Below are 20425 nucleotides of genomic sequence, written 5' to 3'. Positions count from 1 at the left end.
TAAATTATGGATGACATCACACTAAAAGCACTGAAAACTTTTCAAAAAAATTTAGACTATCTTGAGAATAATCACAAGGCGGTTTTTGACAAAATCAATCTTTTAAATCTTCTTATTGAGGAAGGAAGATACATCGAAAAATATGCCCTTGAGCATAAAGAAGAGGGCTATTTTGATATTTTAGAACTTGAGAGTCAAGAGTTTTTATATAAACAAAACAGCCTAGAAGCAGCCAAACGAATGGTTAATATCATAGATTTAAAAAGAGTTGGAGCCGTATTTAAAGGGCAAAAATTTGTTTATGCAACTGATGAGCAGGCAGATGCGATAGATAAAAGCGAACTCTCTTTTCATAACTCTTTATGGGCAACTATAAAAATTATCAACTATGTTTCAAAGTATGCTTCATCAGATACAGAGATGAATCGCGTCCACAAAATCATCTTTTTAGGTGTCGGTCTTGGTCTTCATCTCGAAGGAATCGTTAAAAAGTTAAACCCTCAAGTAGTTTTTATCAAAGAGAAAAATCTTGAAACATTCCGCCTCTCACTTTTTGTTGTTGATTATGAAGAGATTTTTAAAGAGCAATATCTATTTTTATCAATTACGGATGATGAGATTCAAGAGAGAGAAAACTTTTTAGAGTTTTTAAATAAAGGTAATAACTACAACCTTCACATGAAGCACATACCTTTTACTACTGAATATCAGCTAGAACTTCAACGATTCCAAACACATGTTCTATCTCAAAGCTACATAAACTATGGATATAGCGCTATGTTGTTTCGCTTTATAAACTCTCCTCGCTACTTGGCACAAGGTTATCACTTTTTAAATGTTAGCAAGATATATAAAGATAATGTATTTTCAAATAAACCCGTACTTCTTCTTTTTTCCGGACCATCTACTTCAAAAAATCTAGATTGGGTCGTTGCAAATCGTGATCGTTTTATCGTTGTTTCTGCCCTTTCAACATGTAAACTGCTCAATCGTGTAAATATAACCCCCGATGTTGTTATACATATAGATCCGGGTGAAAACAGCTCTTTGCTATTTGAGGGCTTAGATGCAGATAAGTATTTTAAAGGTGCTCAAATAATCCTTGCCTCAAATGTTGATGAGGCGACCCTGCATAAATTTGATCGCTCAAAAGTTCACTTTATAGAGCAAGGCTCTCTCTACAAAAAAGGTTTTGGGCGCCTATCCGCTCCAAGCGTTGGTGAGTATGCCTACGGTCTATCTTTAGTATTTGGTGCAACAAATCTATTTATGTTAGGGGTTGATTTGGCTCTTGATAGTGATACAATGCAAACACACGGTGATTTTCACCCATTTCAAACGACCGGAGAGTATAACGACAAAACTGCATCTCTAGACCCAAACGCATCAATAGACTATGTAAAAGGGAATCTAAAAGAGAGCGTCCCTACTCTCTCAGCTTATAAAATCTCAATCGAACAAGTGGGTATTTTTACCGATATGTTAAAACGCGATTTTCATCATCTCTACAATCTAAGTGACGGTGCCTACCTTGAGGGGCTTAAACCACTAAAGTTTGAAGACTACGAATGGAATACACTTGAGTCACTTGACAAAGAGCTGCTTCATGATGAGCTTGGTGACTTTTTTAAATCCATCGGCTCTGATGATTTTAACGATGAAGACAAAGGACAGATTCGTTATCAGATAAAAGAAGCAAAAAAACTTGAAAAAATTATCAAAGCATATAAAAAAAAGAAGTTTGCAAATGCCGGAATTTATCTAAACTCTCTAGCACAATTTTCTTGGGATATAAGCGACATGGAGTACAAAACAAGATCTGATTTGGCACAGGTATATTATGAGTATTTTTCTATTGTTACAAGCTATATTTTTGATCTCTTCAACACAAAAGAGTTAGCTACTCCAAACAAACATGTAGTACAAATCAATGCTATTTTAATGTCACAGCTACTTAAAATGTCACATCTTTATATTACCAAGCTTGAGAGCTACTTGAGATAAAATCCGCCTGAATATTTTAAAGCTATTTCGTAGTAAAGAGTTAAGTTGTTGTTGATGTGAAGTAAAAAAAGAAGTTTTAAAAAGATGGTACGGGGTTTCCCGCACCATCGTAAAGTAAAGAGAGAATTACTACTGTAACAATCTCATTACATTTTGTTGAACAGCATTAGCTTGACTCATTGCATAACTTCCTGATTGAGCAAGAATGTTAAATTTAGAGAAGTTTGCGCTCTCTTGTGCGAAGTCAACATCACGAATGTTAGACTCAGCCGCTTTAACGTTTACTTGCGTTACAGAAATGTTGTTAATAGTCGAAACAACTTGGTTTTGAGCAGAACCCAAATCTGAACGAATCGTATCAAGATTTGTCATAGCCGCACCTACAGTATCTATAGCCTTCATAGCACCTTTAAGTGTAGTTACATCAATATCTGAGAGATTTGTAAACTCCTCACCGCTCATTGTAACACTATTTGAATCTCCACCGTTTGCTGCAAGTTTTGAACCAAGAGCTAATGTAGCATTTGTTCCTGATTTACCTTTTAGCATGTTAAAGTCTTTAGTAACATATACATCATCAGTTAATGTTATATCTGTTCCTAAAACAGTACCGGCTTTAAGTCCTGAACCTGCACCACCACCAACTTGTGCATCAGTTAAGTCTTGGTTGATAATAGTACCGGCTTTAAGTGTAGTATCTGAAACAAGAAGTGATCCGGCTTTTACAACCATATCTTGGTTAAGTACTACTGCTGCTCTTAATTGAACTTCACCACCAATAGTTGAGTTCTCTTTAAGTGTTGAACCACTACCGATTGTTGAACCTACTTTAAGTTCAGTTACATCTGTAGTTGTTTTATCTCCAGAAATAGTTACGTTGTCACCCATTTTTGAACCAACCGCATATATAGTTCCCGTTAGAAGTGATGTTCCGGCTTTAACTACCATTTCTGTTGAAACTGTAGATGTACCAGTTGTTGTGATATCTTCACCTAATACTGTACCTGCTAAAAGTTTACTACCAGAAGCTACTGCAGCATTTTGATTTTGAATATCTATAGTCATAACCATATCTTTTGAAAGAGTAAGTGATGATGTCAATGTTAAATCGGTAACAAGTGTTGTTCCCGCTTTGTACTGTACATTTGCAACAGTAATATCTTGTTGTAATACCGTACCTGCATCGAATACACTGTTAGAACCAAGAACTGAACCTGCTTTAAGAAGCATATCTGCTGTAAGCGTTACAGTTTCTCTTGTTGTAATTGTTGTTCCAAGAGTCGTTCCATGCTCAATTTTAGAACCTGAACCTATAACAGAACCGACTGCTAAGGTACTATCCTGAGTTGAAGAGAAGAGAGCTTGAGCTTCAGTAGAAGATAATGCAACTCCAACTGTTGAACCTGCTGCCAAAACGGCACCTGAAACAATAACACTACCAATAGCAAGAGTAGAATCTTGAACTGTTGTCATAGTTCCGGTTGTAACCATATCTTCACCAACTGCCGTACCCATAGGTGAGCCAGTTATTTGAAATGTTGACGAGCCAGCTTGAACTACTTCAAGATGTCCAACAGTACTCATTTCATCAGCAGTACTTCCCATAACACCGGCAATATTGCCTGTTACACTTATAGCGCGACCATCCGCTGATGTTAAAGTTATCTTGCCATCTTCAGTTTTAGTTGCAGAAACACCTGTCTCTGTTGATTTACCGTTGATAGCTGTTAGAAGGGCTCCGTTACTATCATTAGCAGACACATTTACAGCACCGACATTTATACCATTAATAGAAAAATCAGCTCCCGTAACGCCTGCTTTAATAGCTGTTCCTGTTGTTGTTGTAACAACCGCTTTTGCAGAGATACCCGTCTCAGCACTATATTTATTCATGATATCAGCAATTTTACCCATACCATTTTCCGGATTATTGTTCATTTGAAGATTAACAGACTCTAGAGTTATCTCTTTACCGCTTGTAGCACTTTTAAGTGTAAATTGGTTTTCGCCAAGTTGAGCAACACTTAACGTTGCACGGCTAGTTTGACCGATTTGACTTGTTTCAGCTGAAGCAATAGAAGCTTTGATAGTCTCATTTGAATTAGAACCCATCTGGAACTCTTTATTTGTAAAAGTACCTGATAAAAGTTTTTGACCGTTAAACGAAGTTGTTTTAGCAATCGTATTTAGGTTTTCTAACAAACGATCTATATCTTTTTGAATAGCCAAACGAGAAGCCGAGTTTTGACCATCAGACGCAGCTTGAACAGCTTTAGTTTTGATAGTATCAAGGATATTTGAGTATTCGCTTAGAGCACCATCAGCAGTTTGGATAAGACCGATAGCATCGTTACCGTTGTTGATAGCTTGACCGAGTGAAGAAGCTTGTGTTTTTAGTGAGTTTGCGATAGCAAGACCAGACGCATCGTCCGCCGCTTTATTGATTCTAAGACCTGAAGATAATTTATTTAATGAATTATCTAAGTTTCTGTTGTTCATTAACGCACTTGCATGTGAACTCATTGCCGCAACGTTTGTATTAATTCTAAATCCCATTTTAAATCCTTTTAGGGTAGAGCCTTTTGCTCTAGTTTAATTTTTATCTAGGCATCCTTGCCTTGATGAGAACTAAATCGACACCGCAAAAAATAACTTTAATTTTTTTAGATATTTTTTTTAAAAGATTCTCAATTTCTTCTATTTATACTTTTTTTGCTACACTTCCAAACTTAAAACAACTATACTATATATATAGGAAATCTATTTGAACTTAATTATCGTCGAATCACCCGCTAAAGCAAAGACTATTAAAAACTTTTTAGGCAAAGAGTATGAGGTTATCGCATCTAAAGGTCATATACGCGACCTTCCAAAAGCTCGTTTTGGAATCACGATAGATGAAAAAAACCATCTCATACCCGCATATAGCGTTGCAAAAGAGAATATGCCTACGGTAAAGCAGATTAAAGATTTGGCAAAAAAGAGTGATACGATATATATCGCGACCGATGAGGATCGCGAAGGTGAAGCAATAGGTTGGCATATAGCTCACGCGATAGATAAAAATCCCGAAGAACTTCCTAGAATCGTATTTCACGAGATAACAAAAACTGCCATAAATAACGCACTGCAAAACGCTCGCAAAATAGATATGAATATGGTAAATGCACAGCAGGCACGCCGCCTGCTTGATCGTGTTGTGGGTTACAAACTCTCTCCGCTTCTTAGTTCAAAAATCCAAAAAGGTCTCTCGGCAGGGCGTGTTCAGTCATCGACTCTAAAACTTGTAGTAGACCGTGAAAGAGAGATAAGAGCGTTTGTTGCGCAAGAGTATTGGACTATCGATACGCTATTTAAAAAAGATATAGAAGCAGCGCTTATCTCTCACAAGGGAGAAAAACTCCAAAAACTCTCCATTGAGAACAAAACTGCGGCAGATGCAATAACTGTAAGCGTAAAAAATGATACATTTGTCATCTCAAGCATCGAAACAAAAGAGAGAAGAAGCGCAACGCCTCCACCGTTTATGACCTCAACTCTTCAGCAAGTCGCTTCAAGCAAACTGGGCTTTACTCCTAAAAAAACTATGATGGTAGCTCAAGTGCTTTATGAGGGTGTAAAAACTCCAAACGGAACAAGCGGTGTGATTACCTATATGAGAACGGACTCACTTAACCTTGCAGCAGAAGCGGTTGATGCCGTTCGCGGTGTTATTGAGAGTAGATTTGGAAAAAAATATCTTCCGTCTGAGCCTAAAGTTTACACCAAAAAAGCAAAGGGAGCGCAAGAGGCGCATGAGGCTATACGCCCTACTACGCTTGACTTTACTCCTGAGATTGCGCAAAGTTTTTTAAAGCCCGATGAGATAAAGCTTTACCGCCTTATCTACGAGAGGTTTATGTCATGCCAGATGAATGATGCCGTTTTTGAGCAGCAAAGTATCATATTTAGCGGAAAAGAGAACGAATACAGAGCAAGCGGGAGAAAACTAATATTTGACGGTTTTTACGCACTCACGGGAGCCGAAGACAAAGATAAACTCTTACCGGCTCTAAAAGAGGGAGAGGGTGCGATTATTCAAAGCGTTAAACCTGAGCAACACTTCACGGAACCACCGGCTCGCTACTCGGAGGCGGCACTTATCAAAAAACTGGAGAGCGAAGGAATCGGGCGACCCTCAACTTACGCTCCGACAATCGCAACTCTTAGCAACAGAACCTATGTAACGATTGAGAAAAAGCAGATTATCCCTACGGATATGGCATTTACGGTAACAGAGATGCTGGAGAAAAATTTTGCAAATATCGTTGATGTAAGTTTTACGGCAAATATGGAAGAGAAGCTTGATGAAGTTGCAGAGGGACAAAATGACTGGCAAAAACTTTTAAGCGACTTCTACTTCCCTTTTGATGAAAAGGTCAAAGAGGGCAAAGAGAGTATAACATCTCTAAAAGTAACCAAACCTCTTGGGCGTGCTTGTCCTAAGTGCGGGGAGGAGCTTCTTCTTCGCTCCGGAAGATTTGGAGAGTTTATAGCGTGCAGCGCATATCCGAAGTGTAAATATACCGAGCAGGTCGAAGGTGAAAAAAAAGAGAGTACCCCATCGGAATCAAGCGGTGAAGTGTGTGAGAAGTGCGGCAAAGATATGGTGCTAAAGAGCGGCAGAAACGGTCAATTTTTAGCATGCAGCGGTTATCCTGAGTGCAAAAATACAAAAAGCATAAATGTTGAGACAAAAGTAAGTCTTACGCCATGTCCTGAGTGCGGAGGAGAGATAAGCCTTAAAAACTCAAGACGCGGTCCGTTTTGGGGATGTGCCGCCTATCCGAAATGTAAATTTATCTCCAAATTTGAACCGACAACCATAAAATGCAAAGAATCCGGTTGCGATGGTGTTTTAGCACAAAGAGTTTACAGAGGCAAAGAGGTTTATGAGTGTATCAAGTGTAAAGCAAAAACTCCTATAGAAGATATAAAGTAAAAAAGCTATGAAGATAGGTATTATCTCAGACACGCACAGAAAGGTTAAAAAAGCTGCCCGTGCGATTGATACTCTCATAAAAGACGGTGCTGAAGTTATCCTTCATGCAGGTGATATTGTAGAACTTGATATTTTAAAACTACTCAAAGATAGCGGTGTAAAATACATAGCCGTCTATGGAAACAACGATGCACATCTGGCAGAATACCACTCTGAGTATCACTTAGTTCAAGAACCTTACTACTTTAGACTTGCAAATACAAACTTTAAACTTATGCATCTGCCGTTTTACTTGATTCCCGATGCAGATGTCATTATATACGGTCATACGCATAAATCAAGCGTAGAGTTTATGAACAACACTCTATTTATAAACTCCGGAGAAGTTTGCGCAAGAAACAAACCTATCTCGGAATGGGCAATGCTGGAGGTAAAAGAGAGTGAGTTTATAGTAACGCTTTATACAAGAACAAATAAAAGTGATAGTATTGAAAAGCAAGAATTTAACTTCAAAAGAGAAGAAAATGAATAACGAGATATTCTTATGCTCGATTTGTAACATAAACAGCGGAACATGCAATGAAGATTGCAAATTTTGTTCTCAAAGCGTTAGATACAAAGCTGACATAGAGCGATACAAGCAAAAAGATATGATGCTTATCCTAGAGGAGGCAAAAACAGCTTATGAGAACGGCGCTTTAGGTTTTTGTCTGGTCACATCCGATAAGGGGTTAAACGATAAAACTCTCTCTCTTGTCTGCAACATTGCAGAGATTTTAACAAAAGAACTGCCAAAACTCAGACTAATCGCATGCAACGGAACGGCAAATATAGAACAACTTTTAATCTTAAAAAAAGCAGGCATAAAAGCATACAACCATAATCTTGAGACTTCAAGAGAGTTTTATGAGCAAATCTGTACGACCCACTCTTGGGATGAGAGATATGAGACGTGTAAAAATGTAAATGAAGCAGGTTTAGTTCTTATAAGCGGCGGTATCTTTGGGCTTGGAGAGAGCCATGAGGACAGAATCTCAATGCTAGAGTCGCTAAAATCCCTAAATCCTACATCCGTTCCGATAAATTTTTACCATCATAACAAAGCCCTAGAACTGCAGCCTAATCCTCTCACGATTGATGAAGCTTTAGAACTTATACGATTAACAAGAGACATCATTGCCGATGCACAGAGAATAATGGTTGCAGGCGGAAGAGAACTGATGTTTGGGCAGAGACAAAAAGAGATTTTTTCTCACGGTGCAAACTCGATTGTTATAGGAAATTACCTTACAACAAGCGGGCGCGCAATAAGCCAAGATTTGGAGATGTTAAAATCTTTAAATCTCGGGATTGCGAAGGGTGTATAGGTTGAATAATGAGTAGCTCTATACTTTTTATCGGAATAGCTTTTTTACTTGTAATATCTCCTGTTTTTTCAAAAATCACAAAGCTTCCGATAGTCGTAGTAGAGATTTTACTTGGTTCATTAGCCGTATGGTTTGGATTTTTAGATACAAACAATGAGATTTTTAAATATTTAGCAAAGATAGGGTTTTTCTATCTAATGTTTTTAGCCGGACTTGAGATAAACCTAAAAAACTTTGTTGCACAAAGAGGAAAACTTCTAAAGAGCGCCATTGTCTACTTTATAACCCTCTACTCACTCTCTATCGGCATATACATACTTTTTGATTTAAACCCCGTCTACATAGTTATCATCCCTATCGTATCTCTTGGAATGATTATGGCTCTTATCAATGAGTACGGCAAAAAATACAAATGGCTTGAAATCGTTCTCATTGTAGGCGTAATAGGTGAGATAATCAGTATATCCGCCATCGTTATCTATGAGTCATACATACATAACGGTATAGGTTTTGAGCTCTTTAAAAATATATCCATCTTTTTTATAGTGCTGTTTCTCATCTACCACTCTTTCAAACTTTTAAATATTTTATTTTGGTGGTTCCCTGAATTAAAAACGCTCATTATGCCCGAAGACGACTCTAAAGTTGAGAGTGTAAGAATCAGTGCCGCACTATTTATAGTACTTATCGCCATCATGGAAATACTCCATATTGACAAGGTTTTGGGCGCTTTTTTTGCCGGTATCTATATAGCTAACTTTTTTGAGCATAAAAAAGATTTGCCTCATACACTGCACAAAGTCGGATTTGGCTTTTTAGTTCCCGTATTTTTTATCTATGTCGGAACAACGATGGACTTAAATCTAATCTTTAGCACCGAAATTCTCTACCATGCACTGCTTATTTTAAGTGCTTTAGTTTTTGTAAGAGTTGTCAGCTCCTATCTTGCATACAGCTCACATCTTAATCCTGTTGAAACATTTCTACTAGCACTCGGGGACTCGATGCCGCTGACATTTATAATTGCTATTGCAACCATAGCCCATGAAGCAACACTTATATCAAAAAATGAGTATCTATCACTCATAGTAGCAGGTATGCTCTCGGGCGTAATCATCATGAGTTTACTGAAATTTTTGATCTCTTACATATATAAAACAAAAGTTGAGTAGATAAAATGAAAAAATTAGCCTTACTTGTTCTACTTGTTTCTCTTGCATTTTGTGAGGGATATAAAGATTTTGCCAAAGAGATGGGGTATGAGACAAAATACGAAACGGCACTAGAGAGAGCAAAAAAAGAGAATAAAAATCTTATGGTTTTGATGGTAACCGACTACTGTCCTTGGTGCAGTAAGTTTGAAAAAAAGACGCTGAGCGACAAAACCGTAGATAGTACGATTAAATCCAAATACATCCCTCTTATCCTAAATAAATCAAAGAGCGATTTCCCAAAATATCTAAATGCCCCGATGGTTCCGGCGGTCTTTTTTGTAAAACCGAATGAACAGAAAACATTTTACGAGAATATCGGCTTTACCGATAAAGCCGAATTTTTAAATCTTTTAGAGCAGTTGGAGTAAAAAATTCTCTAATTATTTTTCTGAATATAACAAGCGATGGCGTATCCGTGATTTAGTCCAAGAGCTATGCTTCCGCCGGACTCCTGCGTTATATCTCCTGCTACAAAAAGCCCTTTGATATTTGTCTCATAATTTTCATTGTGTACGGGTTTGCCGTCAAGTTCATGTATGCCCGAGTTTGCCAAAAATGCGCTTGGAGTCGTTCCGCCAATTGCATAGATAACTCTATCAAATGTTTGCGATTCTCGCTCGCTAAAAATCACTCTCACTCTGCCATCCTCATCCTCTAGTGAGTCTATATCTACTCCCAACATTGCTTCTACTTCTTTATGCGCTATCGCATTTGCTATATCATTTTGATTTGTCGGATTTGCCCGTCTGAAACTCTCTCTTCTATAACAAATTGTAACCTCATTTTTTGTACTCAAATCAACCGCATACTCAATTGCGCTATCTCCGCCGCCTACTACTAAAATTTTCTCATCTCCGACGCAACTATCAAGTGTAAAGGCGACTCTCTTTTTAATCTCTAAAGGTATCTTGTAGTCAGGTTTATTCGGTTTTCCCATTCTGCCGATAGTTACAACCACATATTTTGCGCTTATGCTTCCGCCTGCTACAAAAACTTCAAAATATCCGTCTCTTTTTTTTATACTTTGAACTTCCGTATGTGTTTTAAGTTCGACGGAGTGGTTTGTCAAAATCTCATCAAAAAAGTCCAAAGTCGTCTCTTTTGTTCCGTCTACAAAGTAGATTCTGCCGTCAAGCTCAACTTTTTGACCCTTCCAATCTTTATCGACTCTCTTGTTATCTTTATAATATTTGCGTATCGTAGAGTTGTGGTTTTGGTCTTTTTCCAGTAAAACAATATCTCTAATCCCTTGCAGGTAACTCTCCACCGCCGTTGCAATCCCAGCCGGTCCGGCACCTATGATTGCAAGATTATACATATGACTCATAACTATTCCTTATCGCTTAATAGATGTATAATAACATAACAAAAAAACAATCTAAATATATTTTGTACTATAATTTCAAAATTAAATCTCTTTTTTTGGAAAATCACATTATGAATCTTTTTAACCATGCCTCGTATTGACAACAAAACATTCTATTCGACTGCTATAGAAAAATACGGCATAACGGCTAAGGGTGTAAACTGGCACTCAAAAGAGTCTCAAAAAATGAGATTTGATATTATTTTAGAGATGTTGCCCAAAGATATGAGCAAACATAGCATTGCCGATGCCGGATGCGGATTTGGCGATTTGTATCTCTATATGTTAAAAAAGAAAAGAGCGCCAAAAGAGTACATCGGTATAGATTCTCTTGAAGAGATGTACGCAATTGCCTTAAACAACACAGGTTGCGAGATAGTAGTCGCAGATATTTGCACCGATAAACTTCCGTCTGCCGACTTTTATATCTGCAGCGGCGCTATGAATGTTTTAGAGGATTTTGAGACACATCTTTTCGTGCGAAACTGCTTCTCATCATGCAGAGTCGGTTTTATATTTAATGTTCTTCACGGCGAAAAAGAGAGCGAAACTTATAACTATCTCACAACCGAACAGATAGATAAGATGGCAAGTGATTTGGGTGTTAAAGAGGTTATTTTTAGAGATGACTATATGCAAGACGATATAACCGTTATGTTTTTAAAAGAAGTGCTCTAGTGTGTGCGATTTTTGGGATTTTAGGTGAGTATGATGAGAGTTTAGCCAAAAAAGCTCTTGGCACGCTTGCCCATAGAGGACCCGATTTTTGCGGAGTCGTACAAAGAAAAAATCTCTTTTTTGCACACCAAAGACTAAGCATTACCGATACCCATTCACACTCTAACCAACCGCTTTTGCATGAAAAGATTCTACTCTCGTTTAACGGAGAGATATACAACTTTAAAGAGTTAAAACAAGAGTTAGCAGGCGAGTTTAACTTTAAAACCATGAGTGAGGGCGAGGTAATCATAGCAGCCTATCTAAAGTGGGGAGTAGAGTTTGTAACACATTTACGCGGTATGTTTGCCATCGCACTTTTGGATGATGAAACACTCTACCTTTTTCGCGATAGACTCGGTAAAAAACCGCTCTTTTTTACGCATGACAAAGCCTTTGTTTTTGCTTCCGAGATAAAAGCCCTCATACCTTTTTTACAAAAAGTAGAGATGGAGAGCGACGCACTTCTTAGCTACTTATCATTTTTGGCTCCGACTCCGCCATTTACTTTTTTTAAAAAAATAAAAAAATTGGCTGCGGGAGAGTACCTTACCTTTAAAGAGGGGCATATTGAAATAAAACGATATTTTGACCTGCTTGATGCAAAACCAAACCTCATTACCGACAAAGACGAAGCAGTCTTTTTACTGCAAAAGCGACTTGAAGAATCCATAAATATAAGACTTCACTCTGCCGTACCGATGGCATCTCTGCTCTCAGGCGGGATTGACAGTGCGACCATAAATGCGTATGCTCTAAAGGGCGGAGTCAATCTGCAAACCTACACTTTGGGATACAAAAATTTTGCAAAGTACGATGAAAGGCAAAATGCAAGAGAGAGTGCAGAGCTTTTAGGAGTAAAAAACCAAGAGGTTGAGATTTTGCAAAGTGAATTTTTAGATGCACTTGATAAAACCCTTGATGCGCTTGATGAGCCGCTAAACGACCCTGCCGCAGTTCCTCTTTATTTGCTCTTTGAGAGAATAAAAAAAGACGGCTATAAAGTAGTTTTAAGCGGTGAGGGAAGCGATGAACTCTTTTTGGGATATAGACAATATTTTGAGTTTTTAGATATCCAAAATCTCTCAAAACTTAAAAACAAGAACTGGTTAAGCGGTTATTTTCACTCGAATTTCTCCATGAACAGAGAGTGGGAGCGATACAAAAGAGTTTTTGATGAAACCCTGCTCTTTAGAACAAGCGGCGAAAATTTTACGGATTTGCAAAAAAATGTCGCCATGAGAAGAAATGTAAGAGATAACGAGTCGCTCAAGTATTTAAAAAATTACAGAGATAGGTTTGAGGCTTCTTCGCATACGGATGAGAGTATCTGGTACAGCTACATCGACTTACATCTTTTTCAAGCTGAGCATTTCTTGAGCAAACTCGACCGTGTGAGTATGGCTCACGGTATCGAGTCACGCACTCCGTTTTTAGACCATAAACTGGTATCGCTCGTCTTTAGCATAGACCCAAAACTTCGTTACGAGGATGGAGTTACAAAATCACTTCTAAAGTCGGTTGTAGCTCCGCTTGTAGATAAAAAAATACTATCACGCAGAAAAAAAGGGTTTTCAAACCCGTATATGGAGTACATCATAGAGAGTGGAAAAATCACTCTCATAAAAGAGGTAAATGAGCAAACAGGCATATTTAAAAGAGAGATTTTGGATGAACATATACAAAAAGCCTCATCAGGAGGCTTCAAGCAACATATTTGGGGCTTATATGTTTTGAGTGTTTGGATTAAAAAATATCTGTTATGACTACTCTTCAACTTTAAGTGAGCTAAGCGGAAGAAACTGCGAACTCTCAGGGTCATAATACTCTATCTCACCGCTCTCTATATCATAAACCCAGCCGTGAATCGCTATTTCTCCGTTATCAACCCTCTTTTTAACAGACGGGTAAGTTAAAAGATTTTCTAGTTGAGATATAACGGATAGTTTTTCCGTAAGACGATATAAAGCTTCTTTATCTGCATGCAGACCCAAAGCTAAAATTGCTTGTGATTTTGCACTTTCACCAAGTGTGAGCCATGTTTTAGTATGAACAAGTTCCGGATTACTTGCACAGCTTTTAGTATGGATAGCTTCTATCGCACCGCATTTTGTGTGTCCACAAACGATTATATTTTTTACCTCTAAAACGCTAACTGCATACTCGATAGCAGAAGCCGTTGAGTGAAAATCTTCATCCGGTTTATAAGGTGCGACAAAATTGCCGACATTTCTTACGACAAACAGATCACCCGGAGCACTTCTGGTAATTAAGTTTGGCAATACCCTAGAGTCTGAACAACCTATATAGAGTGCTTTTGGAGTTTGACCCTTCTGTGCAAGTTGCAAAAACTCTTTTTCGTAAGCCTTAAAGTAACTCTTTTGAAAGAGTTCATTTCCTAAAATCATATCATTGTAAGTCATATATAAGCCTTTTAGAGAGTTTTTAGTCCGAAATTATATCCAAAACAAATAACATACAAGATGCTTAAACTATTTTTCTCGCAGTTAAAAAGAGATAATCCTTCCCCGTAACTACCACTCTGTACTTCTTTTGCTGCAGATATTTCTTGCAAAAATGTATATCTTTTAGAACCAAACTAAGCTCGCTGAAGCTATAATTCGGAGCTTTTGCGCCGTAAACCATCTCACTATCAATCCATCTGCAGTTTGGAAAACCAAGTATAATAGCTCCGCCGCTCTCTAAGTAATTTTGATATATAGACATAAACGCAGCGTTAAAGTTTATATTTGAACTTTGAAGTGTTCCTATGGAGATAATAAGGTCAAATTTCCCCAAATTCAAATCTTCAAGCTCATTTATATCGTGACAAATAAACTCTACATTTTTATCCGCTAAAAAATCTTTTTTTGCATACTCTATTGCGGAAGCTGAGTAGTCAATCCCGACAAATTCTATACTCTTAAACTCTTCGCCATCAAGCATCTCTTTTATAACCCTAAACTCATCTCCGCGATTTACGCCAAGGTTTAAAACTCTTTTTTTGCTCTTAACGACTATAAACTCCAGTGCTTTTTGATAATGGTATAAAAAGCTAAACTGCTTTGTTTTATCAATCGTAAAAAACTCACTCTCTACGCCGTACTTTTCACTGCTTTTATCTTCGCTCTCATGAAAAGAACTCTCAAAACTGAGTTTTTGAAATCTTAAAATCGTAGTCGTTTCATCTTTTTTTATCGGAGTTAAAAGTTTCATAAAAAAAAGCTGTGCCAAATTGACAAAAGCTTTATAACCGAAACTCTCTATGTCGGAGTCCAAGAGTTCAACCGTAGCGATTTCGCCACCTTTTATATCTATATTTTCAAAGCACTCGATTATCTCTCTTGAGCTTTTTTTCTTTAAATCAATAACCATTATTTATTCAACGGTATTGTAAGAGCGGTCACCGGCATCTCCAAGCCCGGGGATTATAAATTTGTCGCTGTTTAGCCGCTCATCAATCTGCGCGATGTAAATATCCACTTCAGGATATGCCGCGCTTACCTTTTCTAAGCCCTCAGGCGAGCCTATAATATTTAGCGTAATTATCTTTAGCGGAGCTCTGCCCTTGATAAGTTCTATCGCATCCATCATTGAACCGCCCGTTGCTACCATCGGATCAACCAAGATGATAGTTTTTCCCTTACAATCAGGCAATCTGTCATAGTAGAGAACACTTTTATGAGTAACTTCATCCCTCTTCATAGCCAAAAATCCTGCCGTTGCGTCAGGCAGAAGATCTATGGCACTATCTAACATAGGCATACCGGCTCTTAGCACCGTTGCCACAATAATATTTGTTTCATCAATAGCACCGAAACTCTGCTCACCTTTCCATGTCGTTATGCTCTTCTGTACTAACTCAAACTCTTTTAACGCCTCATAAACAAGCTGTTTTGTAAGTTCTGCGATTGTGTGTCTAAAGCGAATAGCATCACTTTTTTGATCTCTTAGATGTGTAATCAAACTCTTTGTAACCGGATTTGAAAGTTCATAAATCACTGTTTTTTCCCTTGTAAAATGAAATAAGCTTTTGTTAAATTGTACTCTATTTTTTCAACAACTTTTATATTTTTATTGAGAAAGTCAAAACTTGTACCTTTGGTATGTAGAGGGATTTTTAAATACTTTTTAATCAAACTCTTTTATCAAATCAATAAGTATATTTTCATTAATGCTCTGTATTTGTGATTTATCGTAGATAGTGAGCAGATATACAATCTCATCTACTTTCAAATAGTAGTAAATTCTATAACCTGCACTTTTGCCTTTGTTTTTATTGCTATTTGATAATCTAATTTTAAAGAGGTTGATTTTTATATTTGTAGCGGTTGCGTGGTACTCTTCAAAATTATTGACAAAATTTTCTAAATCACTTTTAAAAAGATTAAACTTTTTTGATAGTTGCTTAGATTGTTTGTCAAAGAGTGAAGATGTATCAAAGTTCACTAAATAACTTTTGAATAGAATTGGTTTTGCCTTGCTTCACTTCATTCATTGCTTGTTTTATCTCATCAGCAATTTGATACTCTTTTTTATACAAGATTTTATTTAGTGCAACTTTCAACTCATCTTGAACATTAATACCTTTTTTAACTATCTCATTATATAAACTATCTTCAACTTGAAACTGTATAGTTTGCATAAAAATCCCCCTGATATAAACTTTATAAAATTATAGCATTGTTAGTTCAATATCATCTAAGTAAATGTTTTTTATTTATCCGATAAAGAAGTGAAGCTATAACCAGCACCACTTAAAACTCTAATATTCACTTTTGTTTTTATAGTAATCATTGAGATTGCCGCGCTTCGCTCGCAATGACAAGTGCGGCAATCTAAAAACATAATTATACCATTCAAAAGTTATTGCATAATTTAGATGTATTTTTCCGCTTGATATATTATTTGTGTTTTTCTCAACACCTCCTCACTCTGCCTTGCTATCTCTAGCTCCTCATCTGTTTTTATAACAAAAACTTTTATTTTGCTTGACTTTTTTGATATTAGAAGGGCATTTTGTCTATTTGCCTCTTCATCAAGTTCTACTCCTAATACCTCTAAATTTTGTAAGATTTTTGCTCTTAGAGTATGTGAATTTTCGCCTATTCCTGCCGTAAATACTAACGCATCTACGCTTCCAAGCAGAGCCATATAAGAGCCTATATATTTTTTAACTCTTCGCACCATCATTTCGATAGCCGTTTTGGAGAGTTCATCATCTCTTTTTTCTATCTCTCTTAAATCAATACTCCCGCAAACCCCTAAAAGTCCGGAGCGTTTATTTAAAAGAGCATCGACATCGTCTACGCCAAAGCCCGCCTCTCTTTGAAGATAGAGTGTTATAGCAGGATCGATATCTCCGCATCTTGTTCCCATCATAAGCCCCTCAAGCGGAGTAAAACCCATAGATGTATCTACGCTTATGCCGTTTTGTATGGCACATGCGCTAGAGCCGTTTCCAAGATGAAGCGTTATCATATTTAGCTCTTTTGGACTTTTTTTCATCTCCTTTGCCGCCTCTTTCATAACATAGGAGTGAGATGTTCCGTGAAAGCCGTATCTTCTGATTTTGTGCTTTTCATACACCTCATAAGGCAACGCGTAAAGATACGCCTCTTTTGGCATGGTTGAGTGAAATGCGGTATCAAAAACTGCTATTTGAGGCACATTCGGAGCTTTTTTTCTGCTAATTAAAATCCCCTCCAAATTTGCTCCGTTATGAAGCGGTGCGAGCAAAATCAGCTCTTTTATCTTCTCTATAACCGCATCATCTATTAAAACGGCACTCTTAAAACTCTCTCCGCCGTGCACGACTCTATGGGCTATTGCATCAAGTTCGCTGAAATGCTCTACGATGTGATGCTCCCTCAAGAGCGTATTTATGAGCTTTAAACCATCATGATGTGTTTTTACGGCAGTCGTAATCTCTCTCTTTTTATCACCGTACTCAAATATGCTTTTTGAGCCTGTTTCGCCTATTTTTTCAACCAAAGCATGTGCCAAAATCTCACCCTCTGGCATAGAAAAAAGTTGAAATTTTATAGAAGAGCTTCCCGAGTTTATAACTGCGATTTTCATTTTTGCCCCGCTTGAATTGCCGTGATTAAAATCGTATTTACGATATCGGAAACACTGCATCCGCGACTGAGATCATTTACGGGTTTTTTCAGCCCTTGTAAAATCGGTCCTATGGCTATGGCACCGCTTGAGCGTTGAACAGCCTTGTAAGTGTTGTTCCCCGTATTTAAATCCGGAAATATAAAGACGGTAGCTTCCCCCGCTACTTTTGAGTTTGGAAGTTTTATCATCGCCACCTCTTTATCAATCGCCGCATCGTACTGGATAGGACCTTCTATCTCCAAGTCAGGGCGGATAGATTTTACGATTTGCGTAGCCTCTCTTACTTTTTCTACATCCTCTCCGCTTCCGCTTTCTCCCGTTGAGTATGAGAGCATCGCCACTTTTGGTTCAATCCCAAAAGCAAGTGCGGTTTTTGCACAAGAGAGTGCTATTTGAGCGAGTTCGGCGGCATTTGGATTTTGGTTAAGCGCGCAATCGCCGTAAACCAAAACTTTTGTCTTTAAGCACATAAAAAAGAGACTTGAAACTAGACTAACATCTGAAGTGGTTTTTATGATTTGAAGAGCCGGTCTTATGGTATCTGCAGTCGCGTGAATTGCACCGCTTACCATAGCATCGGCATATCCCAAATGCACCATCATCGTTGCAAAATAGTTTAGATGTGTCATTGCATCTTTGGCATTTTGAAGAGTAAGTCCTTTTGCTTTTCTCATCTCGTAAAAAAGGTGCGAAAACTCCTCCCTAAGATTTGATTTATTAGGGTCGATGATAGTAGCTTTGCTTAAATCAAGCCCAAATCTTTGATAATTTTCTCTTATCTCATCTTCGTCTCCCAAAAGTATGATATCCGCTACATCACGGCGAAGAATTATCTCAACCGCTCTTAAAATTCTCTCGTCGGTGCCCTCCGGCAAAACTATCTTTTTTCTATTTTGACGCGCTGTCTCAAAGAGTTTATACTCAAACATCATAGGAGTCATAACTTCGCTTTTTTGCGTCTGTATCTTTGCTTCTATGGCTTTTATATCTACGCTTGAGTTAAAAAGTCCAAGTGCTAAAGCTATTTTCCTCTCACTGCTTACTCTTAGTTTTGAGTAGATATGAGATAATTTTTTTACAGTTTCATAGGTATCCGTATGTACCGATAAGATAGGAATATTGTAGTTTTTTAGCCCCGATATTATCTTTTGTATATTTGGATGGAGCCGAATGTTAGACACAAAGAGAATTCCGCTTATTTTTGGATACTGATTTGAGTAAAACGCACCGATAATTCCTAATACGATATCCGACCTGTCCGCCGAAACTATAACCAAATCATCCTCTTGTATCCGGTCTAAAAAGTTATCAACGCCGAGTGCCGCTATTTTAAAACCTCTTACGATTCTAGTATTGTAGTTTTCAAATATGAGTTCCGTTTTAGCATCAAGCACCTCTATGACATCCTCAATCGTAGGTATATCCAACTCTTTTATCTCTTTTAAAATATAAATATTTGAGTCGTCACCCTCTAGCTTTTGTTTGAGTTCAAGGTACTCTTTATCATCAAATCTGCTTACAAATGTAGCAAAACGGGAACAGTCATGAGCCGATAAATTTTCATTCTCTATCAATATATTTTCGTAAATATCCTGTACTGATTTATCTTTTGCATTTATAATGTTTATGATTGACGAACCGAAATTTTGCGCAAGAAGCATATTTAAATCATAATCTATCGTAGGTGTCAAAAATGCCCTCCGAATCCCCTCGCAAAGAACAAAGTCATAATTCTCTTCGAGCTTTTTAAACTTCTCAATTAGCTCATTTATAAGCTCATCCGTGCGCTTTGAAGCAATCATACCCTCAACATAATCTATATCAAAACCGTAAGCATCTTCATAATTCACATCAAGGTTATATCTCTTTGAAATAAAATCAATATCTTTGTCGCGAATATTTTTTGAAAGAATTATAGGACGAAAAAAAGCAACTCTGTGCAAGTTTCTCTTTAGCACTTCCATCATTCCCATAGATACAAAAAGAGTACCGACATTTTTCTCTTGCGCGGATATATAGAGCGATTTTATTTTCATGTTTGCACCTAAAAATCAATATGTTAAATAGTAGGATTTTTTTTGTTAAAAGCGGCTGTAATGATAAATATAGCGGAGTTTAACTTTTAGGCTTATCGTTTTGTAAGTAGCAACTTTTTAAGTCCACCATTAACAAATATGGTATATAATCCAAGGAAAAGCAGTAGCAATGGAACCGGAATTAATTATCAAATCCATTATGGGATTGGTTGCAATCTTGGCGGTGTTAATCTTTTTTCTATTTTTTGAGTCAGGCAGAAGGTCTAAAGCTCAAAAAAAACTAGACGACGATAATGCAGTAGAAGAGATAAAGCCGGATTTAATCTCTTTAAAAAATATTATAAAAAATAAAAAAACAGACGAAAAAAGACTCGGTGAAACGCTTGATCTTATTATAAAATATTATGGAGTCATCGATAAAAAAGCAGGTATTAGACCTCATCCAAATTTTGATATTTATGCAGATATACTCTCTACTATATGCAAACATCCAAATACAAATAAAAATATAATAATAAAGTTCGACAGAGAGTTGGAAAAGTTAAATACTGAGTATAAAAAAGAGATAAACGAAGCCATAGCAAGAGGTCTAAACTCTAGAGGAACCTAGAGTTTTT

The 20425-nt window shown here is 37.3% G+C and carries 18 protein-coding genes; 9 read left to right on the top strand and 9 right to left on the bottom strand.

Features of this window, described 5'->3' with window-relative positions:
- Window positions 1-6: 6 nt before the first annotated feature.
- Window positions 7-2004 (top strand): 6-hydroxymethylpterin diphosphokinase MptE-like protein, encoded by a 1998-nt coding sequence (locus tag PHQ93_RS05585; RefSeq protein WP_299941978.1) that lies wholly within the window; start codon window positions 7-9, stop codon window positions 2002-2004.
- Window positions 2005-2133: 129 nt separating this feature from the next.
- Here PHQ93_RS05585 and PHQ93_RS10730 read toward each other — a convergent pair whose 3' ends face one another.
- Complete coding sequence (locus tag PHQ93_RS10730) at window positions 2134-4560, bottom strand: flagellin (RefSeq protein ID WP_367278375.1); 2427 nt, start codon at window positions 4558-4560, stop codon at window positions 2134-2136.
- 208 nt (window positions 4561-4768) lie between these two features.
- Between PHQ93_RS10730 and topA the strand changes: the two genes are divergently transcribed.
- Genes topA through PHQ93_RS05550 form a run of 5 tightly spaced genes read left to right on the top strand, consistent with a single transcriptional unit; the run spans window position 4769 to window position 9934 of the window.
- Window positions 4769-6985 carry a type I DNA topoisomerase gene (topA, locus tag PHQ93_RS05570; protein WP_299941975.1) on the top strand — a complete coding sequence of 739 codons (2217 nt, stop codon included), beginning with the start codon at window positions 4769-4771 and terminating at the stop codon, window positions 6983-6985.
- Window positions 6986-6992: 7 nt separating this feature from the next.
- Window positions 6993-7517 (top strand): metallophosphoesterase family protein, encoded by a 525-nt coding sequence (locus PHQ93_RS05565; protein WP_299941972.1) that lies wholly within the window; start codon window positions 6993-6995, stop codon window positions 7515-7517.
- Window positions 7510-8352 carry a biotin synthase gene (locus PHQ93_RS05560; RefSeq protein ID WP_299941970.1) on the top strand — a complete coding sequence of 281 codons (843 nt, stop codon included), beginning with the start codon at window positions 7510-7512 and terminating at the stop codon, window positions 8350-8352. Before PHQ93_RS05565 ends, PHQ93_RS05560 begins: the two co-directional genes overlap by 8 nt.
- 8 nt (window positions 8353-8360) lie before the next feature.
- Window positions 8361-9524, top strand: coding sequence for a cation:proton antiporter (locus PHQ93_RS05555; protein WP_299941967.1), 1164 nt, complete (start codon window positions 8361-8363; stop codon window positions 9522-9524).
- 5 nt (window positions 9525-9529) lie between these two features.
- A complete protein-coding gene (locus PHQ93_RS05550; RefSeq protein WP_299941965.1) occupies window positions 9530-9934 on the top strand; it encodes a thioredoxin family protein in 405 nt (134 codons plus the stop codon).
- A gap of 8 nt (window positions 9935-9942) precedes the next feature.
- Here PHQ93_RS05550 and PHQ93_RS05545 read toward each other — a convergent pair whose 3' ends face one another.
- On the bottom strand, window positions 9943-10893 hold the full coding sequence (locus PHQ93_RS05545) for an NAD(P)-binding domain-containing protein (RefSeq protein ID WP_299941962.1): 951 nt from the start codon (window positions 10891-10893) through the stop codon (window positions 9943-9945).
- Between the two features lie 126 nt (window positions 10894-11019).
- Here PHQ93_RS05545 and PHQ93_RS05540 point away from each other — a divergent pair, with 126 nt between their 5' ends.
- The gene (locus PHQ93_RS05540) at window positions 11020-11610 is read left to right on the top strand and encodes a class I SAM-dependent methyltransferase (RefSeq protein ID WP_299941959.1); all 591 of its coding nucleotides are present in this window, start codon (window positions 11020-11022) and stop codon (window positions 11608-11610) included.
- Window positions 11610-13415, top strand: a complete 1806-nt coding sequence (gene asnB / locus PHQ93_RS05535) for an asparagine synthase (glutamine-hydrolyzing) (RefSeq protein WP_299941956.1) — start codon at window positions 11610-11612, stop codon at window positions 13413-13415. The genes PHQ93_RS05540 and asnB overlap by 1 nt, the downstream gene beginning before the upstream one ends.
- Here asnB and PHQ93_RS05530 read toward each other — a convergent pair whose 3' ends face one another.
- The 7 genes from PHQ93_RS05530 to pta form a co-directional block, all read right to left on the bottom strand.
- Window positions 13416-14072 carry a carbonic anhydrase gene (locus PHQ93_RS05530; RefSeq protein ID WP_299941953.1) on the bottom strand — a complete coding sequence of 219 codons (657 nt, stop codon included), beginning with the start codon at window positions 14070-14072 and terminating at the stop codon, window positions 13416-13418.
- Between the two features lie 64 nt (window positions 14073-14136).
- Window positions 14137-15024: a class I SAM-dependent methyltransferase gene (locus tag PHQ93_RS05525; protein ID WP_299941951.1), complete on the bottom strand. Its 888-nt coding sequence runs from the start codon at window positions 15022-15024 to the stop codon at window positions 14137-14139.
- A gap of 3 nt (window positions 15025-15027) precedes the next feature.
- Window positions 15028-15651 carry a uracil phosphoribosyltransferase gene (gene upp / locus PHQ93_RS05520; RefSeq protein ID WP_299941948.1) on the bottom strand — a complete coding sequence of 208 codons (624 nt, stop codon included), beginning with the start codon at window positions 15649-15651 and terminating at the stop codon, window positions 15028-15030.
- A gap of 129 nt (window positions 15652-15780) precedes the next feature.
- Window positions 15781-16098, bottom strand: coding sequence for a hypothetical protein (locus PHQ93_RS05515; RefSeq protein WP_299941945.1), 318 nt, complete (start codon window positions 16096-16098; stop codon window positions 15781-15783).
- Window positions 16088-16294, bottom strand: coding sequence for a hypothetical protein (locus tag PHQ93_RS05510; protein ID WP_299941942.1), 207 nt, complete (start codon window positions 16292-16294; stop codon window positions 16088-16090). The genes PHQ93_RS05515 and PHQ93_RS05510 overlap by 11 nt, the downstream gene beginning before the upstream one ends.
- Before the next feature lie 233 nt (window positions 16295-16527).
- On the bottom strand, window positions 16528-17730 hold the full coding sequence (locus PHQ93_RS05505; protein WP_299941939.1) for an acetate/propionate family kinase: 1203 nt from the start codon (window positions 17728-17730) through the stop codon (window positions 16528-16530).
- Window positions 17727-19808: a phosphate acetyltransferase gene (gene pta, locus PHQ93_RS05500; protein WP_299941936.1), complete on the bottom strand. Its 2082-nt coding sequence runs from the start codon at window positions 19806-19808 to the stop codon at window positions 17727-17729. The genes PHQ93_RS05505 and pta overlap by 4 nt, the downstream gene beginning before the upstream one ends.
- Before the next feature lie 169 nt (window positions 19809-19977).
- Between pta and PHQ93_RS05495 the strand changes: the two genes are divergently transcribed.
- Window positions 19978-20418: a hypothetical protein gene (locus PHQ93_RS05495; RefSeq protein ID WP_299941933.1), complete on the top strand. Its 441-nt coding sequence runs from the start codon at window positions 19978-19980 to the stop codon at window positions 20416-20418.
- Window positions 20419-20425: the final 7 nt, after the last annotated feature.

The organism is Sulfurimonas sp., assembly GCF_028714975.1.
Lineage (GTDB): Bacteria > Campylobacterota > Campylobacteria > Campylobacterales > Sulfurimonadaceae > Sulfurimonas.
Note: the sequence above shows the minus strand (reverse complement) of the source record. Positions and strands in the feature narration are given on the sequence as shown.

Coding starts and splice junctions, on each gene's coding strand:
- PHQ93_RS05585 (WP_299941978.1), top strand. CDS start 7: ATGGATGACATCACACTAAAAGCACTGAAAACTTTTCAAAAAAATTTA.
- PHQ93_RS10730 (WP_367278375.1), bottom strand. CDS start 4,560: ATGGGATTTAGAATTAATACAAACGTTGCGGCAATGAGTTCACATGCA.
- PHQ93_RS05565 (WP_299941972.1), top strand. CDS start 6,993: ATGAAGATAGGTATTATCTCAGACACGCACAGAAAGGTTAAAAAAGCT.
- PHQ93_RS05560 (WP_299941970.1), top strand. CDS start 7,510: ATGAATAACGAGATATTCTTATGCTCGATTTGTAACATAAACAGCGGA.
- PHQ93_RS05555 (WP_299941967.1), top strand. CDS start 8,361: ATGAGTAGCTCTATACTTTTTATCGGAATAGCTTTTTTACTTGTAATA.
- PHQ93_RS05550 (WP_299941965.1), top strand. CDS start 9,530: ATGAAAAAATTAGCCTTACTTGTTCTACTTGTTTCTCTTGCATTTTGT.
- PHQ93_RS05545 (WP_299941962.1), bottom strand. CDS start 10,893: ATGAGTCATATGTATAATCTTGCAATCATAGGTGCCGGACCGGCTGGG.
- PHQ93_RS05540 (WP_299941959.1), top strand. CDS start 11,020: ATGCCTCGTATTGACAACAAAACATTCTATTCGACTGCTATAGAAAAA.
- PHQ93_RS05530 (WP_299941953.1), bottom strand. CDS start 14,072: ATGACTTACAATGATATGATTTTAGGAAATGAACTCTTTCAAAAGAGT.
- PHQ93_RS05525 (WP_299941951.1), bottom strand. CDS start 15,024: ATGGTTATTGATTTAAAGAAAAAAAGCTCAAGAGAGATAATCGAGTGC.
- PHQ93_RS05510 (WP_299941942.1), bottom strand. CDS start 16,294: ATGCAAACTATACAGTTTCAAGTTGAAGATAGTTTATATAATGAGATA.
- PHQ93_RS05505 (WP_299941939.1), bottom strand. CDS start 17,730: ATGAAAATCGCAGTTATAAACTCGGGAAGCTCTTCTATAAAATTTCAA.
- pta (WP_299941936.1), bottom strand. CDS start 19,808: ATGAAAATAAAATCGCTCTATATATCCGCGCAAGAGAAAAATGTCGGT.
- PHQ93_RS05495 (WP_299941933.1), top strand. CDS start 19,978: ATGGAACCGGAATTAATTATCAAATCCATTATGGGATTGGTTGCAATC.